The sequence below is a fragment of the Methanospirillum sp. genome (genome assembly GCF_035560735.1).
In the GTDB taxonomy this organism is placed as follows: domain Archaea; phylum Halobacteriota; class Methanomicrobia; order Methanomicrobiales; family Methanospirillaceae; genus Methanospirillum.
Map to the genome: position 1 here is coordinate 1 of NZ_DATMYY010000396.1, position 17,125 is coordinate 17,125.

At 45.2% G+C, this 17,125-nt stretch carries 13 protein-coding genes; 7 read left to right on the top strand and 6 right to left on the bottom strand.

Going from position 1 to position 17,125, the window contains the following annotated elements; all coding sequences use genetic code 11:
* From VN429_RS11680 to VN429_RS11695, 4 genes are all read left to right on the top strand, one after another.
* On the top strand, positions 1-314 hold a 314-nt coding region (locus tag VN429_RS11680; protein WP_325633528.1), incomplete at its 5' end, for a GNAT family N-acetyltransferase.
* 63 nt (positions 315-377) lie between these two features.
* Positions 378-2,198: a PAS domain-containing response regulator gene (locus tag VN429_RS11685; protein WP_325633530.1), complete on the top strand. Its 1,821-nt coding sequence runs from the start codon at positions 378-380 to the stop codon at positions 2,196-2,198.
* A 2-nt stretch (positions 2,199-2,200) separates the two neighbouring features.
* Complete coding sequence (locus VN429_RS11690; RefSeq protein ID WP_325633533.1) at positions 2,201-3,196, top strand: HNH endonuclease; 996 nt, start codon at positions 2,201-2,203, stop codon at positions 3,194-3,196.
* Between the two features lie 72 nt (positions 3,197-3,268).
* Complete coding sequence (locus VN429_RS11695) at positions 3,269-5,044, top strand: carbon starvation CstA family protein (protein ID WP_325633535.1); 1,776 nt, start codon at positions 3,269-3,271, stop codon at positions 5,042-5,044.
* Between the two features lie 36 nt (positions 5,045-5,080).
* Here VN429_RS11695 and VN429_RS11700 read toward each other — a convergent pair whose 3' ends face one another.
* Positions 5,081-5,830 (bottom strand): MBL fold metallo-hydrolase, encoded by a 750-nt coding sequence (locus VN429_RS11700; RefSeq protein WP_325633537.1) that lies wholly within the window; start codon positions 5,828-5,830, stop codon positions 5,081-5,083.
* 156 nt (positions 5,831-5,986) lie between these two features.
* Here VN429_RS11700 and VN429_RS11705 point away from each other — a divergent pair, with 156 nt between their 5' ends.
* Positions 5,987-9,937 carry a PAS domain S-box protein gene (locus tag VN429_RS11705; RefSeq protein ID WP_325633553.1) on the top strand — a complete coding sequence of 1,317 codons (3,951 nt, stop codon included), beginning with the start codon at positions 5,987-5,989 and terminating at the stop codon, positions 9,935-9,937.
* 1 nt (position 9,938) lies between these two features.
* Here the strand turns inward: VN429_RS11705 and VN429_RS11710 are convergent, their stop codons facing one another.
* The 4 genes from VN429_RS11710 to VN429_RS11725 form a co-directional block, all read right to left on the bottom strand.
* Entirely contained in the window at positions 9,939-10,880 is a 942-nt protein-coding gene (locus VN429_RS11710) for an ornithine cyclodeaminase family protein (RefSeq protein WP_325633539.1), read from the bottom strand.
* 62 nt (positions 10,881-10,942) lie between these two features.
* A complete protein-coding gene (locus VN429_RS11715) occupies positions 10,943-11,608 on the bottom strand; it encodes a VTT domain-containing protein (RefSeq protein ID WP_325633541.1) in 666 nt (221 codons plus the stop codon).
* 85 nt (positions 11,609-11,693) lie between these two features.
* On the bottom strand, positions 11,694-12,878 hold the full coding sequence (locus VN429_RS11720; RefSeq protein WP_325633543.1) for a DUF362 domain-containing protein: 1,185 nt from the start codon (positions 12,876-12,878) through the stop codon (positions 11,694-11,696).
* A gap of 10 nt (positions 12,879-12,888) precedes the next feature.
* Entirely contained in the window at positions 12,889-13,710 is an 822-nt protein-coding gene (locus VN429_RS11725) for an RNA recognition motif domain-containing protein (protein WP_325633545.1), read from the bottom strand.
* A gap of 398 nt (positions 13,711-14,108) precedes the next feature.
* On the opposite strand from VN429_RS11725, the gene VN429_RS11730 reads away from it, so the two are divergent.
* Both VN429_RS11730 and VN429_RS11735 read left to right on the top strand, forming a co-directional pair.
* Entirely contained in the window at positions 14,109-15,032 is a 924-nt protein-coding gene (locus VN429_RS11730) for an AEC family transporter (protein WP_325633547.1), read from the top strand.
* A 171-nt stretch (positions 15,033-15,203) separates the two neighbouring features.
* Entirely contained in the window at positions 15,204-16,451 is a 1,248-nt protein-coding gene (locus tag VN429_RS11735) for a methyltransferase domain-containing protein (protein ID WP_325633549.1), read from the top strand.
* Positions 16,452-16,699: 248 nt separating this feature from the next.
* On the opposite strand, the gene VN429_RS11740 is transcribed toward VN429_RS11735, so the two are convergent.
* The coding region (locus tag VN429_RS11740) for an ROK family protein (protein WP_325633551.1) at positions 16,700-17,125 on the bottom strand (426 nt) is incomplete at its 5' end.

A 17,125-nucleotide genomic window follows, 5' to 3' on the forward strand; every position in this document is an offset into this window, starting at 1 on the left:
ATGGTCAACTTGTTGGGTTTGGAATGCTCCGCCCTCATAATCCGATGCCTGCATTTGCACACACTGCCGAGATCACCTACTTTATAAACCCTGATTATACCGGGAAAGGAATTGGTGGAGATATGTTATCGTTTCTTGAGATGAAAGGTCGTGAAATCGGGATATGCAATATTCTTGCCCAGATATCAGCATTGAATGAAGGAAGTATCAGGTTTCACCAAAAACATGGGTTTGTTCACTGTGGTAAATTTGTGAATGTGGGAAAGAAGAGTGGAATGTTCTTTGACACGGTCTGGATGCAGAAGAATATCTGACCGGTTGCCGGATTTCAAACCTATCCTGATTAATATTTTTGATGCCAAGGTATAGACAACTCTATGTTGTCTGTCCTGTATGTGGATGATGAACCAGGTCTTCTTGATATTGGGAAGATTTTCCTGGAACGGGGAGGGAACCTTATGGTCGATATTGTCTTATCTCCATTGGAGGCCCTTTCTCTCCTTACTAAATCCACGTATGACTGTGTGATTTCAGATTACCAGATGCCTGAAATGGACGGGCTTGAATTCCTGAAAGAAGTCCGGAAGACCTGGCATACCCTTCCTTTCATTCTCTTTACCGGAAAAGGCAGGGAAGATGTTGTAATTGATGCTCTGAATAATGGTGCTGATTTCTACCTACAGAAAGGTGGCGAACCACGGTCACAGTTTGCGGAACTTGAATATAAAGTCAGACTGGCAGCTGAAAGGATAAAAGTTTCTGAGGAACTGCGTAACTCTCAACGTATGCTGGAAGATCTCATCGACTTCCTTCCTGATCCTACGTTTGCAATTGATCTTAATGGGAAGGTTATCGCCTGGAACCGTGCAGTAGAGGAGATGAGTGGTATCAGAAAAGGTGAGATCATTGGGCAAGGAAACCAAATCTATTCGTTGTATCTCTTTGGTGAGAAAGGCCCACTGCTTATTGACCATGTTCTTCATGACTTTCCTGAAACCACGGTGATGTATCCAACCATCACCAGAAAAGGGAATAAACTTATTGCTGAACGATATGTCCCGATGCTTAATGGAGGTACCGGGGGATATTTATGGCTTGTAACTTCCCCGATTTATAATTCTGAAGGTACTATTATCGGTGCCATAGAGTCCATCCGAGATATTACAACAAGGAAAAAAGCAGAAGAAGAGGTCAAGGCAGCATATGAGCAACTTGCAGCCGCTGAGGAGGAACTGCGTCAGCAGTTTGAGGATCTTGCACGAAACGAGAAGCAGATCAGAGACAGTGAGCGGCGTCTGAATGATATAATCAGTTTCCTTCCAGACGCCACCTTCGCCATCGATCTGAATGGTACTGTCATCGCATGGAATAATGCAATTGAAGAGATGACCGGGATTGAGCGATCTGAAATACTTGGAACCGATGATTTCTCATATGCGGAGCCGTTCTGGGGCTGTAGAAGACCGATGCTCATTGATGTGGTGTTGCGGAGTAATCTCTCGATTGAAAATTATTACAAAAATCTGACTAAAAAGGGAGACAAGTACTTTTCAGAGATGGAAGTTCCGCACATATATGAAGGCAAAGGCGGTTACTTCTGGTTTACTGCGACCCCACTATATAATTCTGAAGGAGAAGTCATTGGGGCAATCGAGTCAATCCGTGATGTGACAGATCACAAACGTGAACAGGATGAACTCAAAGCAGCGTATGAGCAACTTACGGCGACCGAAGAAGAATTACGACAGCAGTACAAAGACCTTGCCTGGGGAGAAGCTCGCATCAGGGAGGACGAAGGGTTTATCAGGGACGTCTTTTCAAGCATTCAGGATGGGATTACTGTTCTTGACACCGATCTTCGGATTATTAAGGCGAATCCGGCGATGGACGAGTTTTCAGCAGATGATACATCTGTCACCGGGAAGAAGTGCCACGAGGTCTATTATCATTCATCAACCCCGTGTGAGGATTGCCCTGCTATCCGGACATTGCGAACCGGACATCCTGCTCACAAGATAATCAAAGGGAGAGGGAATGGAGAGAAGGTGGGTTCACTAGACGTATACTCGTATCCACTCTTTGATTCTGCAGCAGGAAAGATAACTGGTGTTATCGAATATGTGAGAGGGATAACTGATCGGCAAAAATCCTCTGAAAACCGGGACTCTGGTGATGAGAATCCCGGTTCCCCTCAATAGGTATGGCCCGTCTGAACTGGAAAAAGTATCAGGGCCAGTTTGATCACTTTTCCGCTGAACTTCTCTCCGAAAAATCTCCAGGTGAATGTGCTATCCTGCCAAGGATACACAATATCTGCCAGGATGACCCTGCTGTAGATCTTCTGATACTCGGAACCGAAGCACCTCTGATCGCATTCCTTGAATTTTTGTTTGCCCGGGCTGAAGGACCATATACGTGTGTTTTTCCATCATATGCTCACCTTATCGCATTGGTTTTTAACATCTCTTCCCCTCTTAAGACTCTGCTCAACCTCAATGCTTCAGATGCGATAGGCAACATGATCCTGAATAAGCGAGGCAGGCTAAAATTTGCAATTGCTGATCAACTTGAACTTTCTCTCCTGCTAGAATGGTGGCCTGCCTTCGGTCTAACCCCGGTTACGGCTCGCCAGGTTTTTGAGGCAGTTCTGCTGAAATCCGATATTAGTCATCGGATCAGAACAGAAGAACCCGACCTCCTTCTCAGGCTGCTTGAGGTCTTTCCAGAGTATCAGTCAGAGTTTTTCCCTGTTGAAAAATCCCCGAATGATTTGCTTACAAGCAGACAAAATTTCTCTTCCCTCCCATCGCAGAGAAGATATCACCGCCTTTATGCAAACCTTCTTGAGCAGGGTCATGATCTCCAGCAGATGATCAAGGAGGAGGAAAAAAGAATTCTCCCTATGCAAATGCGCAGAAACACATTTCTCTCTTTTCTTGTGAAACAGTTGCATAATGGAGAATGCCAGATCTGTGCCCTGACTGACGGCTTAAGGGATTTTGCCTGTAAATCACCGATCACCGTGCATCACATTATACCACTCTCTGAAGGAGGCTTAGATACTGCCAGGAATATGCTCGTGGTATGTATGGATCATCACCAGTCAATTCATGCTGGTCAGATTAAGGTACTATTGGGTGACCAGATTGAGGTTAGACATCCTGGCGGAAAGTATCTGATAACGCCAAACCCCTGACTTGGCAGCAATGGAAAGGCAGATACTCATCCTTTATTGGTATTTATTCCTAAGGTACTATTCTGGTGTGCTGTGAATGCAGTTATAATTCTTATTGTTGCCATCTGTGTTTTTGCTCTCGGGTACCGTTATTATGGTCTGTTCATCGCAACACGTGTTCTTAAACTCGATGAAACACGAAGAACGCCTGCAGAGTCAGAAAACGACGGGCATGATTATTATCCTACTAATAAATATGTCCTGTTTGGTCATCACTTTGCAGCAATTGCAGGAGCAGGCCCCCTTGTCGGGCCTGTTCTTGCAGCCCAGTTTGGTTACCTACCCGGATTATTATGGATCCTCATCGGAGCGGTAGTAGGAGGGGCTGTGCATGATGTTGTCGTTCTCTTTGCCTCAGTCAGGTATCGTGGACAGAGCCTCTCTCTCATTGCTGAGGATCTTCTTGGAAAGCGTGCCGGGATCATCGCTTCCCTTGCGATCATTTTTATTCTGATGCTCACACTCGCCGGTCTCTCCCTTGCTGTGGTAAAGGCTCTCTACATGAGCCCGGTAAACACTCTCACTGTGCTCTCAACCATCCCAATAGCACTATTCATGGGATATTATATGAACCGGATTCGGCCGTTTGACTACCTTGGAGGAACAATCATCGGTATTGTCCTATTAAGCCTGGTCATCATTGCTGGACCGTTTCTTGGTCATCTCCCGTTTATATCGTCCTTCTTTACCCTCGGGGAGATTCCTCTCAGGGTCATGATCCCGGTATATGGAGTATTAGCAGCAATTTTGCCAGTTTGGCTTCTGCTCTGCCCAAGGGATTACCTTTCGACATATCTTAAGATAGGCACCATTTTGATTCTGGCAGTTGGAATTTTTATTGTTCAGCCAGAGATTCAGATGCCTGCAGTGACTGAATACTTTAATGGTGGAGGCCCCATCATCCCTGGTCCTGCGATTCCGTTTTTATTCATCACAATAGCCTGTGGTGCCTTATCGGGATTTCATGCCATCATCGGCACTGGAACGACACCGAAGATGATAACGAACGAAAGGGATATTCTGCCGGTTGGGTACGGGGCAATGCTGATGGAAGGATTTGTTGCAATAGTTGCCCTTGTTGCAGCCAGCTCCATGATTCCTGCTGATTATTATGCCATTAATGTCCCTCCTGCTGTCTACAGCACACTTGGGATGGTTCCAGTCCAGCTTCCGGAACTTGAACAGATGATTGGCGAGACCCTTTCAGGACGTACCGGCGGTGCTGTTTCACTTGCAGTTGGGATGGCTTCGATCTTCTCAAAGATTCCTTTCCTACAGGGTCTTATGAGTTACTGGTATCACTTTGCAATATTATTTGAGGCTGCATTTGTGCTCACTGCGGTTGATACCGGGACACGTGTTGGGAGATATCTGCTACAGGAACTACTTGGCAGAGTAATTCCCCGTTTCTCTGAAAAGAGGTGGTTTCCCGGCATCATCATCACCAGCATTGTCTTCACCTTCTCCTGGGGGTATCTGCTCTACACCGGTGAGATATCAACCATCTGGCCATTATTCGGGATGTCAAATCAGTTGCTTGCTGCAACTGCCCTTATCGTGGGCACCACCCTTCTTATCAAAATGGGGCAGAGGCGATATATGTGGGTGACTGCCATACCGGGGATTGTGATGATCCCGATTACTCTTGATGCAGGGTATCTGAATATCCTGAATTACCTGAAGATGGAATCTGCAACCGGGTATCTTCTCACCTTAATTTCTATTGTCCTGATGATCCTGATAGTTTTAGTTCTGGCAGAAGCAATCTGGAAGTGGCATGTATTGCTCGGGAAAAAAGTATCTATGTAAAGACCCGATGGCTCTGGTCTTTCCGCGGGTTTCTTTTTACAACCTGATGACCATATCATCCTCTCCGATGATCAGGTCATCCCCCATATCTACAACATTTCTGATGTCTCGTCTCATCGAGATGCTGGTATAGAGATCAGCTGCAAAGTGAACGAGTGCCAGTCTCTTTGCACCTGCTTTTATGGCAGCATCGATTGCCATCTCCGGGTTCATATGCGGCCATGCTGGTGTCTCCTGTCCGGGGAGATATGAGCATTCAGAGATCAGCAGGTCAGCATTTTGAGCAAGTTTTAGGTAATTCTCACATGGGCCGGTATCGGTACAGAAAGTAATGATCTTTCCGAGTTCAAACCTGTAACCATAGACCATCTGGGTATGGACAAGAGGAGCAGCAGTCACTGGAATTTCACAAACTGTTTTTCCTTCAGGGAGATCGGTGATTGTCACATGATATGACAGTTCTGTAATTGGAACAGTGAATGGATATCCTATGAATGATGTGAGGAGATCGCTAGTTCCAGGTGGCCCATATATAGAAAGACCTTTTGCGAACCTGAGACGTGCAAGGGTATGGAGTCCGCTGATATGATCTACATGAAAATGTGAGAGGAAGAGACAAGCCGGTGTCTGAACTTCAGGACAGATGTCTGCGACTTTGTGTATTCCGTCTCCCGCATCCAGGATTATTGCTACCTCCGGTGTCTGTATGAAGATGGAAAGGGTATTTCCGGTTTTTGTTGGGAACCAGCCGTTGGTGCCAAGCAGGGTGATCGTTATTGGTGACATACACTACCTAATTCATTAGTATTACCAGGTATCAAGAGTAATCATTTCTTTTCTACAAAAAAAATTGATGCCTTTATCCGCGGAACCCCATGGAAAAGAATATCTGGTTATCAACGAGAATACCCACACTGATAGGGGGGCCGATCATTGATCTCAGTGCTGTATGTTGATGACGAGCAGATGCTTCTTGAGATCTGCAAAATATTTCTGGAAAAAACCGGAGAACTGCAAGTACAAACAGAATTCTCAGTCAGCCGTGCTCTTGAACGTATACAACTTGAAGTCTTTGATGTCATTGTTTCTGATTACCAAATGCCTGGAATGGATGGTATCGAGTTTTTAAAACAGATTCGCAGTAGTGGAAACACTATTCCTTTTATCATCTTCACAGGAAGGGGCAGAGAAGAGGTGGCGATTGCAGCACTAAAAGAAGGTGCAGATTTTTACCTGCAGAAAGGAGGGGATCCCACATCACAGTTTGCAGAAATGAGCAATCATATTCGGCAGCTGGTTCGTAGGCGTCGGGCTGAATCGGCATTAAGGGAGAATGAACAGAAGTACCATACTCTCTTCGATTCAGCTTTCGATGCAATTCTTCTCCTGGATAATACCCTGATCATTGAATGCAATCCACCTGCTGCTGCTTTGTTTGGAGAACCAATGGAAGCGGTCGTAGGACGTTCCCCTATGGATTTTTCTCCTGAATATCAGGACGATGGATCCCTTTCGCAAGAGAGAGGTTCCGCCCAGATAAATACAGCCCTCTCTGGAAAACCCCTGTTATTTGAATGGAAACACCAACGGGCTGACGGAACCGTATTTGACAGTGAGGTCAGTCTGACCAGGATAATGGTAAATGAAAAAAATCTTCTCCTCGGAATTATACGTGATATTACTGTCCGCAAAAGAAACGAGGAAGAGTTACGTAAAAAAGGAGAAGAACTTGCGGCCTCATATGAGGAACTCCTCTCAACCGAGGAGGAACTTCAGACACAGTATCAGACAATTGCCCGGAATGAACAAGCACTGAAGTCAAATGAAGCAAAATTAAATGCCATCCTCCAAGGTTCTCCTATCCCTCAGTTTGTGATAGATACTGATCACCGGGTGATTCATTGGAACAATGCCCTTGTTGTATCAACCGGTATTAACGAATCAGAGATTATCGGAACAGATCAACATTGGCGTGTCTTCTACCAGGAAGAGCGGCCTTGTCTTGCGGATCTGCTTCTTGACGGATTTGTAGATCATCTGCAGGAATGGTACGGGGATAAAGTTGTTAGATCAGCAATAGTGTCTGATGCATATTCATGTGTTGATTTCTTTCCTCATTTGGGGAAAAGAGGGATTTGGTTCTCGTTTACAGCAACACTCATCAGGGATGATACAGGGAATGTGATTGGGGCGCTCGAGACCCTGGAGGATATAACAAACCAGAAAAAGGCAACCCTGGCTTTGGCAGATAGTGAGTCCAAGTACCGGGGTGTTATTGAAAATCTCCAGGATATTTTTTATCGAAGTGATCTTGAAGGTCGGCTTGTCATGGTAAGCCCAAGTGTCCTGCCTCTGATGGGGTATAAAACACTGGAAGAATGTCTTGGCAAGAATATATCTGATGATTTTTATGCAGATCCTACAGAAAGAGACAGATTCATTTCTGATGTTTATAGAAATGGATCGGTTTCAAACTACCTCGTCACTCTGAAGAAGCATGATGGAACTCCGGTTCGTGTGTCCACAAGTAGTCACATCTATTATGGGGAAGATGGGCGACCTGCAGGCATTGAAGGGACCTTCAGGGATATGACTGAGCAGATTGAGACTCATGAACAACTCAAACGAAATGAAACAATCCTTTCTGCAGTGATAAACGAGTCACCCGTGCCCCTCTTTGTTATAAACAGTGGTCATCAGGTGATCTATTGGAACAAAGCTCTGGAGAAATACAGTAATATAACAGCCGATGAGACCATTGGCACAAATCGTCATTGGCGGGCGTTTTACCATTCTGAACGACCCTGTCTTGCAGATCTCCTTGTTCAGGAGAATATAGAAGAAATACCCCGGTGGTATCTGGGAAAATATGCCCCATCCAGGCTTATCGACGGTGCTTATGAAGCAGTGGATTTCTTCCCTGAGATCGGTGAACAGGGGTGTTGGCTCTACTTTACTGCTGCTCCTATCCGTGATTCAGATGGTGTCATCATCGGTGCAGTCGAGGTTCTGCAGGATATTTCTGATCAGAAAGCTGCGGAGGAAGAGATTCAGACATTAACACGGTTCCAGGAAAGTATCATCATGAGTGCCAATGTCTGGTTGATGGTACTAGATAAAGATGGGAAGATTGTGATCTGGAACCATGCCGCTGAAGAGATAACCGGATATGCAGGGAGCGAAGTTTCAGGCCGATCCTGGATATGGAAAGCACTCTATCCTGATCCCATATATCGACAATCGGTGACTTCTGCGATATCCAGAGTCATAAATAACAATCTGTTCCTTCAGGATTTTCAAACTACCATCCTGACTAAATCAGGTGAGCAGAAAGAGATTCTATGGAATACCAGGATACTTGGCGGGGCTGATTTTTCAGCAAAACAATATGTTGCCATTGGAATAGATATCTCGGGGAGGATCCGTGCAGAGCTAGCCCTGCGAGATAGCGAGAATACCTTGCAGGCTATCGTAAAAGGATCACCGATTCCTCAGTTTGTGATAGATCGGGACCACCGGATTATCCATTGGAACACAGCTCTGGAGGCTTACTCAAGCCTTGCTGCTGAAGAAATGGTAGGAACTGATCAGCACTGGCGTGCTTTTTATCATGAAAAGCGTCCCTGTATCGCAGACCTGGTCGTAGATGGTGCTGATGCTGCAACAAGCACCTCTTTTCCTGAACATTACGAAGAGTCACAACTCATTGAAGGAGGATATCAGGCGGTGGATTTCTTTCCGACAATGGGTGGAGGTTCATGGCTCTTTTTTACCGCTGCCCCAATACGGGATGATACAGGAAAGGTGATCGGTGCGGTTGAGACCCTGGAAGATATCACTGAACGAAAGATGGTCGAAAACTCCCTTCTAGAGAGTGAGGAGCGGTTTAGGACTGTCTTTACCCTTGCAAATGATGCAATCTTCCTATTCAGGATTATTAACGGGGAGCCTGAAAGGTTTGTTGAAGTGAACGATACCGCCTGTAGCCTGCTTGGATATCACCGTGAGGAACTTCTTGACCTTCCCCCGTCTAATATTTTTGATAGTGATTCGAAAGCTCGTGAACCTGATAACATGAGTATGCTTCAGAAAACCGGACATGCAACCTACGAATCCGTTTTTTTGACAAAAACAGGTGAACCAGTTCCTGTTGAGATCAGTTCCCATTCATATGAGTTTCGGGGAGATCAGATGGTTCTCTCAATAGGTCGGGATATTTCTGAAAGAAAACGATTTGAGTCTGCAATCCAGAACGCAAATAAAAAATTGAATCTTCTCTCAAGTATTACCCGTCATGATATTCTCAATCAGTTGACTGCCCTGAGTGGATATCTTGAACTTTCTGACGAGGTAGCAGGCAATGATGAAAGCCAGGGACTGATCGCAAAAGAGAAGAAGACTGCTGATACGATAACAAGGCAAATCCTCTTTACCCGTGACTACCAGACAGTTGGGATTCAGTCTCCTTTATGGCAGAATCTGTCTTCAGTGATCCAGAAAGCAGCCAATCTGCTCGACACCAGAGAGGTCGCATTATCAATAGATGTTCATTATTGCGAAATATTTGCAGATCCACTGCTTGAGAAGGTCTTTTTTAATCTGATAGACAATTCTCTCCGGTATGGAAAAGGTTTGACAAAAATTACCTTTTCCACTGAGAAACGTGAAGATCAGACCTTTTTGGTATGTACCGATGATGGGGGAGGCATTCCTCTGGCAGAGAAAGAGAATATCTTTAATCGACGGTATTTTAGTAACACCGGATTTGGACTCTTCCTCTCCCGTGAGATCCTCTCGATAACTGGACTGTCTATCATAGAGAGCGGAGAATTTGGAGTTGGTGCACGATTTGAGATTGCTATCCCACCTGGTGGCATCCGTTCCTGTAAGTAAATTAACCTGTTGGGAAAGGAAGTTCGATGAAACTTCCCTGTTTTACCGCTTCTGATGCTACTGCAAGGTCTGTTATGGCTATCCCGGTTGAGTCAAAGATGGTGACGGTCTCTCTACTCCTTCGTTGGATCTTTCCAACCAGTACTTCTCCGAGAGTTCCTCTAATGGTATCCGGGCAGAGAAGACCACTGCTTATTGGCACGTTTATCTCTCCTGAGTGAATTGCCTGCTCAAGGTCGTCTACGAATACCTCTGCTCTTTTAAGAAGAATTGACTCAAGTTCCTGTTTTCCCGGCGCATCTGCCCCGATTGCGTTGATGTGAGTTCCATCAGAGATCCAATCGTTCATGACAACCGGTTTTATTGATGGGGTGGTTGTAAGCAGCACATCTGAATCAGCTGCATGTCCAGGGCTGGTTACCGTGATATCCAATGCAGGGAACTCAACAACCAGATGTTCTGAAGTCTTCAGGCTTCGTGACCAAACTCTGACTGATTCGATCCCAAATACCTCCTTAATTGCTAAAAGGCCTGACCTTGCCTGTCGTCCTGCGCCAATCATGCCCAGAGTTCCTTGTTTAACCGGAGCAAGAGCACTTGTTGCCACAGCTGCTGCAGCACCTGTGCGAAGATCTGTTAGTCCGGTTGCATTAAGGATAGCAACTGGTCTTCCTGTTGGCGGATCGAGAAGGATGATGGTTCCCATCACTGTCGGGAGCCCCTGTACTCTGTTATCGGGGTGGACGTTTACCACCTTAACACCGGCAGTTTTCAGACTCGGAAGATATGAGGGCATGGTCCTGAAATCTCCGCCTGGAAGTGGAACATAACTCTTTGGTGGCATTTTAAAGTTCCCGTTTCCATGATCCCAAAATGCCATTCTCACAGCTTTTATTACATCTGGCATCTGGATGGAAGATTCAGGAACTGGATAGTATCGCATGGTATGAGATCGTGACGAGAGATCAAAAAAGTTACGAAAAGAGCCTAAACCTGGTTGGAGTATTATTTTCTCCGGCAGGTTATACAATTCTTTAAGAAGCGGATAATTTCAAGGAGAATGGATCCAACTGCCCCAAGTGAGATCACGATGATGATGAGAGCAACTAGCGACATATTTTCCTTGATCACCGGGATAGTTCCAAGGAAATATCCTGCTAGCGTGAATGTGCAGACCCATAGTATGCCTCCGCAGATATCATATGGAAGAAATTTTTTATACTCCATTGCTCCCATTCCCGCGATGAACGGGGTAAATGTCCGTACAAATGGTGCAAAACGTGCAACGATGATGGTGAGCGGACCATATTTTTCAAAGTATTCGTGTGTCTTATCAAGATGTTCTTTTTTGATCATCGGCAGGTTTAGTTCAAGGATTTTCTGGCCAACAAACCTCCCGATGAAGTAGTTTACGTTGTCTCCAATAATAGCCGCAGAGGTGATGAGAACCAGAAGTATACTGATGTTGAGCCCTCCAACGGCGGCAACAGTTCCGGAAATAAAGAGAAGTGAGTCCCCGGGAAGGAATGGAGTTACTACAAGCCCGGTCTCACAGAAGATTATTACGAATAGGATTCCGTAGATGAGGTTTCCATATGAAGCCACCATCGCAGGAAGATATTTGTCAAGATGGATGAACAGATCGATAAAACCAGGGAATGTTTCCAACATGTGATGATCTGTTACCTATGAGTGGTAAAATACCTTGTTGCCTGATTGCAGAGCCTTAGCATCCTACTTGTCTGCTCATTCTGGGCTACCTGATAAATGGTCTCAGTATCCGGTAGAGCAGTCCTGGCTGGAGGTTTATAGCATGTGAATCACACATCTCATGGCAGCAGTAACATCTGATACAGGTTCCTTTATCAAATGTTGGGTACCCATTTTGAAGGTTCACTGCACTTACTGGACAGATTCGCTCACATTTTAGACATCTGGTACATTTACGTTTGATAAGGTGAGGATGCAGAGTGTATGATCCAGCCAGTCGGTATACTACTGTACGGAAAAGGCTTCGAATCCATGAACTGCTACCTCCTGGCATTTGAGTTTGTGGTTTTACTGTATCAGGTCGGGCTAGTTCCTGGATCGTTGCCCCTTTAACCTCTATGCGGCTCTCATCGGTCAGGCCCTGTTCTTCAGCGGCTTTAATACTCCCAATTGAGAGTGGTTCAAATCCGATCAGTCTTGCTGCGACAATATCAGTGGCAACATAATCGGGACTTGCAAGAATGGCTCCCAGATGAGCAGGAGTTCCAGCCATAGGCCCATCACCTTCCATAATATCCATGGCATCCATCACCTGGAGTACTGGTTTCACACAGCGATTCAGGTCAAGGAGCATCTTTCCGAAGAGGAGATCATCCTGCATCCGGGCATGATATGGTGGCTTATCAAGGCCTGGGATTGCCCCAAACATGTTCTTTGTTGCACCGGTTAGGCCAGTGTAGATATGGGTCTTGAGTTTTGAGACCACAACAACAGCATCGGCGTCAAGAATTGGCGAGATGATCTCAAATTGCTTGACAAAGAATCCTTCCGGAAATGAAACTGTTCGTGATGAAGTATCTTTGTTTAAGGTCACGTCAGGGCAAGTGCCTAGTTCAGTGTACCCAGCAAGATCATAAGCTTTGATAAGGTTTCGGGGTTTATATGGGATTCCAGCCCCTGGACTGTCAGCAATGGTCACAGTGCAGCCATGTCCGGTAATAATCGTACAGACTGCCTTCAGCACTGCGGGGTGGGTGCAGACTGCTTTTGCAGGTTCTGCTCCCATGAGAAGGTTGGGCTTTACGAGGACATGCATGCCTGGTTTTAAGAATCTGCTAATCCCACCCACCAGGTCGATGACTTCCCTGACAGCCTGTTCTATCAGGTCTTCATCGTAATTATCACATCTGACCAGCCCAACCGGTATCTTTTCAACGTCTTCGAGAGTCATTTCAGAAGGTCTATTCTTTCTTTCCAGCTTTTGATGCCATGTACTTGAGATAACTTACCCTTTCGTCTTCCTGAGGTTCGGGTGTATCCTGCTTTAGTTCACGATTAGGTTTTGGTAATGATTTCGCTTTCTTAGACCCCTGGTATGGATGCGGATTCTTTGGTGGGGCTTCCTTTATTTTCTTAGGCTTTGTTTCGTTGGATTTGCGTTTAGAATCTCCCCTGTTTTCCGGTTGACTAGTCTTTTTTCCCTGGACCGGCGATTGTGAGGGTTTTCTATTTGGTTGATCTCTACTATCTTTTTCCTGCTTAAAACCCGGTTCTTGCGGTTTATGCTCTGAATGTACTGCCTTCTGGCTCTTCTGATCAGAGACCGGAGCTGCATATTGGCCGATACGGACTGCTGGCTTCTCCGGTTTCGGTTCAGGTTTTTTAGATTTTTTAAACTCTTCTGTTACATCGATGAGATGATGAGCCTGCTCTGCTGGCTGGACAGGTACTTCTGATCGAGGTTTCCTGTCTGAATAATTTCGCTGGTCAGGTTTTCGTTTTGGTCTGTATGGCTCATCAGATAACGAAGCCCATTTCCTGGGCTCTGATTGCTTTGACGGCACACCATCGATGAGCAGTCTTCTTCCCTGGAATACTGATTCACTGAGAGTATCTTTTATCTTCTGAGCCTGCTCGGGTGTGCCCATCTCAATGAATCCATACCCTTTGCCCTGCATTACTTTAACGCTGATGAGATTGCCATAAGGCGCAAACAATGTTCGTAACTGGTCTTCAGTGACCGAATAATGCAGGTTTCCGATGAATAATTTATTCTTGTTCATGTTATCAGAGCACTTTTTTTGGGTTATGATAGGTTATAATGAGAAATTTTTCGATTCAATGACCTCATATCCTTAAGTAACATGATCTATAAGGCCGGGTAACTACGTATGCATCTACTGCTGATGATATGAGGTTACCCACGTCTCCTGTTTTATTATCCCGGAGAATCTTCCTGTAAAGACCGCGATTTTAGGGTCTATTAAAACTCCTTTTGTCCCGATATGGTGATTCCTTTGTTTTTATGCAAAGGTTTTACACATCATGAATAGAAAAATGTGAATATTAATGGTCTGACCCGGTTCACGCCCTGGTCTCTCACCATCGCGGTTAGGAATGAAAAGAGACCCTGACCAGATGATGAATTGGATTTTTCCGGCCTTCAAAGATGTGATCAATCATGGACCTCCTCCCGATCATTGAGAGTATTCTCACCCTGTTTATCCTGATAGCAATAGGGTATATCGCATACCGCACCGGGGTAATTACTCGTTCTGGTGTGACTGGTTTGTCATCACTTCTTGTAAACATCACTCTCCCCTGCCTGATTATTGAGAGTATGCAGGTTCCGGTTACTCCTGATCGTGTTCACGAGATAGTGATTATCTTCATGATAGAACTTGTTGTGTATGGAATATCATTCATTGCGGCATTTCTGGTTCCATACCTTCTTTCAGGTTCACAATTTGAGACCGGTGTATTCAGATTCATGCTTATCTTCTCTAACCTTGGGTTCATGGGTTACCCTGTCTGCCAGGCTCTCTTCGGGCATGAATCTCTCTTTTACGTGACTCTCATCAATATCCCGTTTGGGCTGCTTGTATTCACAGTTGGTGTCTTTCTTCTTCGTCCCGATCTTGCAAGGAATCCTGATCTTAAGCGGATTCTCTCTCCCGGTCTGGTGTCATCTCTCCTTGGACTTTTGCTCTTTTTTGCAGGGTTTACGATCCCGTCTCCTATTTCAGACTCGATCTCCATGCTCGGATCAGTGACCACACCACTCGCGATGATTGTTATCGGTGCTCTTCTGGCACCACTACCATTCTGCTCTATGTTTGGTGACTTTAGAATCTGGGTGGTATCTGCCTTCAGACTTGTTATCATACCTTTGGCTGTTCTTTTTCTGCTTCGCCCATTTATTTCAGACCCGCTTCTTCTAAGTGTTCCTGTTCTTCTGGCTGCCATGCCGGTTGCTGCCAACACAGTTCTTCTTGCAGAAGAGTACGGAGTGAATGCAGAGATCGCATCAAAAGGGGTATTTTTTTCAACCATCCTTTCTCTTGTGACCATCCCAGGTATCGCTTTGTTATTAGGTGTTGGGTAAATTATCTGATTGGATTCTCCACCTGGGAAGAATTTCCTTGATCTAATTGTAAATCAGAATACTTTTCTCTTGAGATCTTATCTGATCCCTGAAGATATTTAACAAGTATTGCCTTGAATTAAAAATGCTACGGACATCCGTAACATATTAATAACTACGGGTATCCGTAATATGTATGCAATGGATCCAACCTCACACCTCAGGCTCTCACTGGGGTTTGTAGCCACCGTTATGAATATGCTCTTTGGAACAGACAAGGGACGCAAAAACCTCCTGAGTCCTGGAGCTATTGAGATATTGTACACATCGTACTTTTCTCCGGTGTGCATGGGTGATATTGCCGGAATGCTTGGGGTTACACCCAGCTCAGCAACAGATCTTGTAAATTATCTCGAACGGGAGGGATTTGTCCGCAGGGTTCAGGATCCTGATAACCGGAGAGTCATCAGGGTAGTTCCTGCAGAAAAGGGAGAACTCTGGCTTCTTGAGACTGAAGAGAAGATCTATGGATTTCTTGAGTCTCGTCTTTCTAGATTGCCTCTACAGGAGAGGTATCAGTTCGCCAGCCTTTGCAGCCGCTTTACCGGTGTTGAGGATGAGATGTCATTCATCACCGAGATTTGCGCCTTTAAAAAGGACCGGGAATCTGTAAAGATTCCCCTTGTTACCTACGAAGATGGGAAACTTCTGCGGTTGGAGGAGGTTGTTGACAGACGGTACGAGGCAGATCCCTTCCCATATTCTCTAAAGGAAATACCAGTTATGTTTGAGACACGAGTACCAGAAACAGTAGAAGGAATTCAGGATGAGATCTCCGTTGTAGCATATAATATCATGCAACGTGGTCTGCGTGATGCAGGTCATCTCCCGGTCGACGACCTCATTAAAGAGACCAAACCCAAAGATAACGGTCTTGAAATCGGGCCAGGACCTGGGTATTATGGGCTTGAATGGGTCAAAAAGACTGATGGGACAACCCTCACTGGGCTTGAGATAAGTCCCGCGATGATACGGCTCGCCACAGAGAATGCCATCTCATATAATCTGAAAGATCGGGTGAGGTATCAGGAAGGTAACGCTCTAATGATGCCATTTGAAGATAACCTGTTCTCTCTGGCATTTTCTAACGGATCGCTCCACGAATGGGAGAATGCAAGAGTAGTCTTCTCTGAGATCTACCGAGTACTCCAACCAGGAGGGAGGGTAATGGTAACCGATCTAAAATGCGATCTCTCTCCTGAGATCTTCAGTTTCATGCAGGGCAGTTGCAGTTCTGAAGAGATTAAGAAAGGCTTTGAAACTTCAGTCCGGGCAGCGTATCGAAAGGAAGAACTTGAAGAGATTCTATCCACAATTCCATTCACCTCGTCTGATGTTATTACACATCCATATGGTCTGGTTATTATCGCAAGGAAGTGATTGGTTGCGCAAGCATCACGCTCGAAGTAATGGTAAAAAGTAAGATTATTTCTACTGTCCAATTGGTTAGCACTTCATAGTAGTAAGCAATCAATCTGGACTATTCCAGAACGTTTTTTAGTTCATCGGTAATTTTGGGCGTAGAATCAGATTCACAGTAAATATTCGATCACATTGTGCAGGTCACAAATCTATGTGCGGTTCTATCAGTAATCAGGGCTGGTTTATGATAGGGTTATTTCTTAGCCTCATCTCTCCATGGCTGCTTTGGCAAAGGCAGACCTGATATCCTGAATGTTACCTAGTATCTCATTTACATCAGTCTTTTTTCCCCTGATAGATGGGTCTGAATATTCTATGGATCCTTCTGATGAGAAGTCATCTTCAGAGACCATCACCCCGAATTTTCTCCCTATTTCAGGTTCAATCACCTCATCAAGTGGGTTTTCTAGTCGCTCTTTCACATCTATCCTGAGTTTGCCGATAAGATCCTCTATGGAACTTTCAGTCAGTCCGATAACAATGACCTCTCGAGGATCCTCGATATTGATCAGGGTGAACATTCTGTTTTCAGACGCGAATCCTACTGTATGAAACCATGCTTTTCTGAAATCTTCATAGGTTTTGCCTTCCCGGAGCCTACGGGTGACAATTGCCCCCATTGTTACCATGAG

Bases quoted from the DNA above. Each gene is read 5' to 3' on its own strand.
- VN429_RS11685 (WP_325633530.1), top strand. From the start codon at position 378: ATGTTGTCTGTCCTGTATGTGGATGATGAACCAGGTCTTCTTGATATT.
- VN429_RS11690 (WP_325633533.1), top strand. From the start codon at position 2,201: ATGGCCCGTCTGAACTGGAAAAAGTATCAGGGCCAGTTTGATCACTTT.
- VN429_RS11700 (WP_325633537.1), bottom strand. From the start codon at position 5,830: ATGTCACCAATAACGATCACCCTGCTTGGCACCAACGGCTGGTTCCCA.
- VN429_RS11710 (WP_325633539.1), bottom strand. From the start codon at position 10,880: ATGCGATACTATCCAGTTCCTGAATCTTCCATCCAGATGCCAGATGTA.
- VN429_RS11715 (WP_325633541.1), bottom strand. From the start codon at position 11,608: ATGTTGGAAACATTCCCTGGTTTTATCGATCTGTTCATCCATCTTGAC.
- VN429_RS11720 (WP_325633543.1), bottom strand. From the start codon at position 12,878: ATGACTCTCGAAGACGTTGAAAAGATACCGGTTGGGCTGGTCAGATGT.
- VN429_RS11725 (WP_325633545.1), bottom strand. From the start codon at position 13,710: ATGAACAAGAATAAATTATTCATCGGAAACCTGCATTATTCGGTCACT.
- VN429_RS11730 (WP_325633547.1), top strand. From the start codon at position 14,109: ATGGACCTCCTCCCGATCATTGAGAGTATTCTCACCCTGTTTATCCTG.
- VN429_RS11735 (WP_325633549.1), top strand. From the start codon at position 15,204: ATGTATGCAATGGATCCAACCTCACACCTCAGGCTCTCACTGGGGTTT.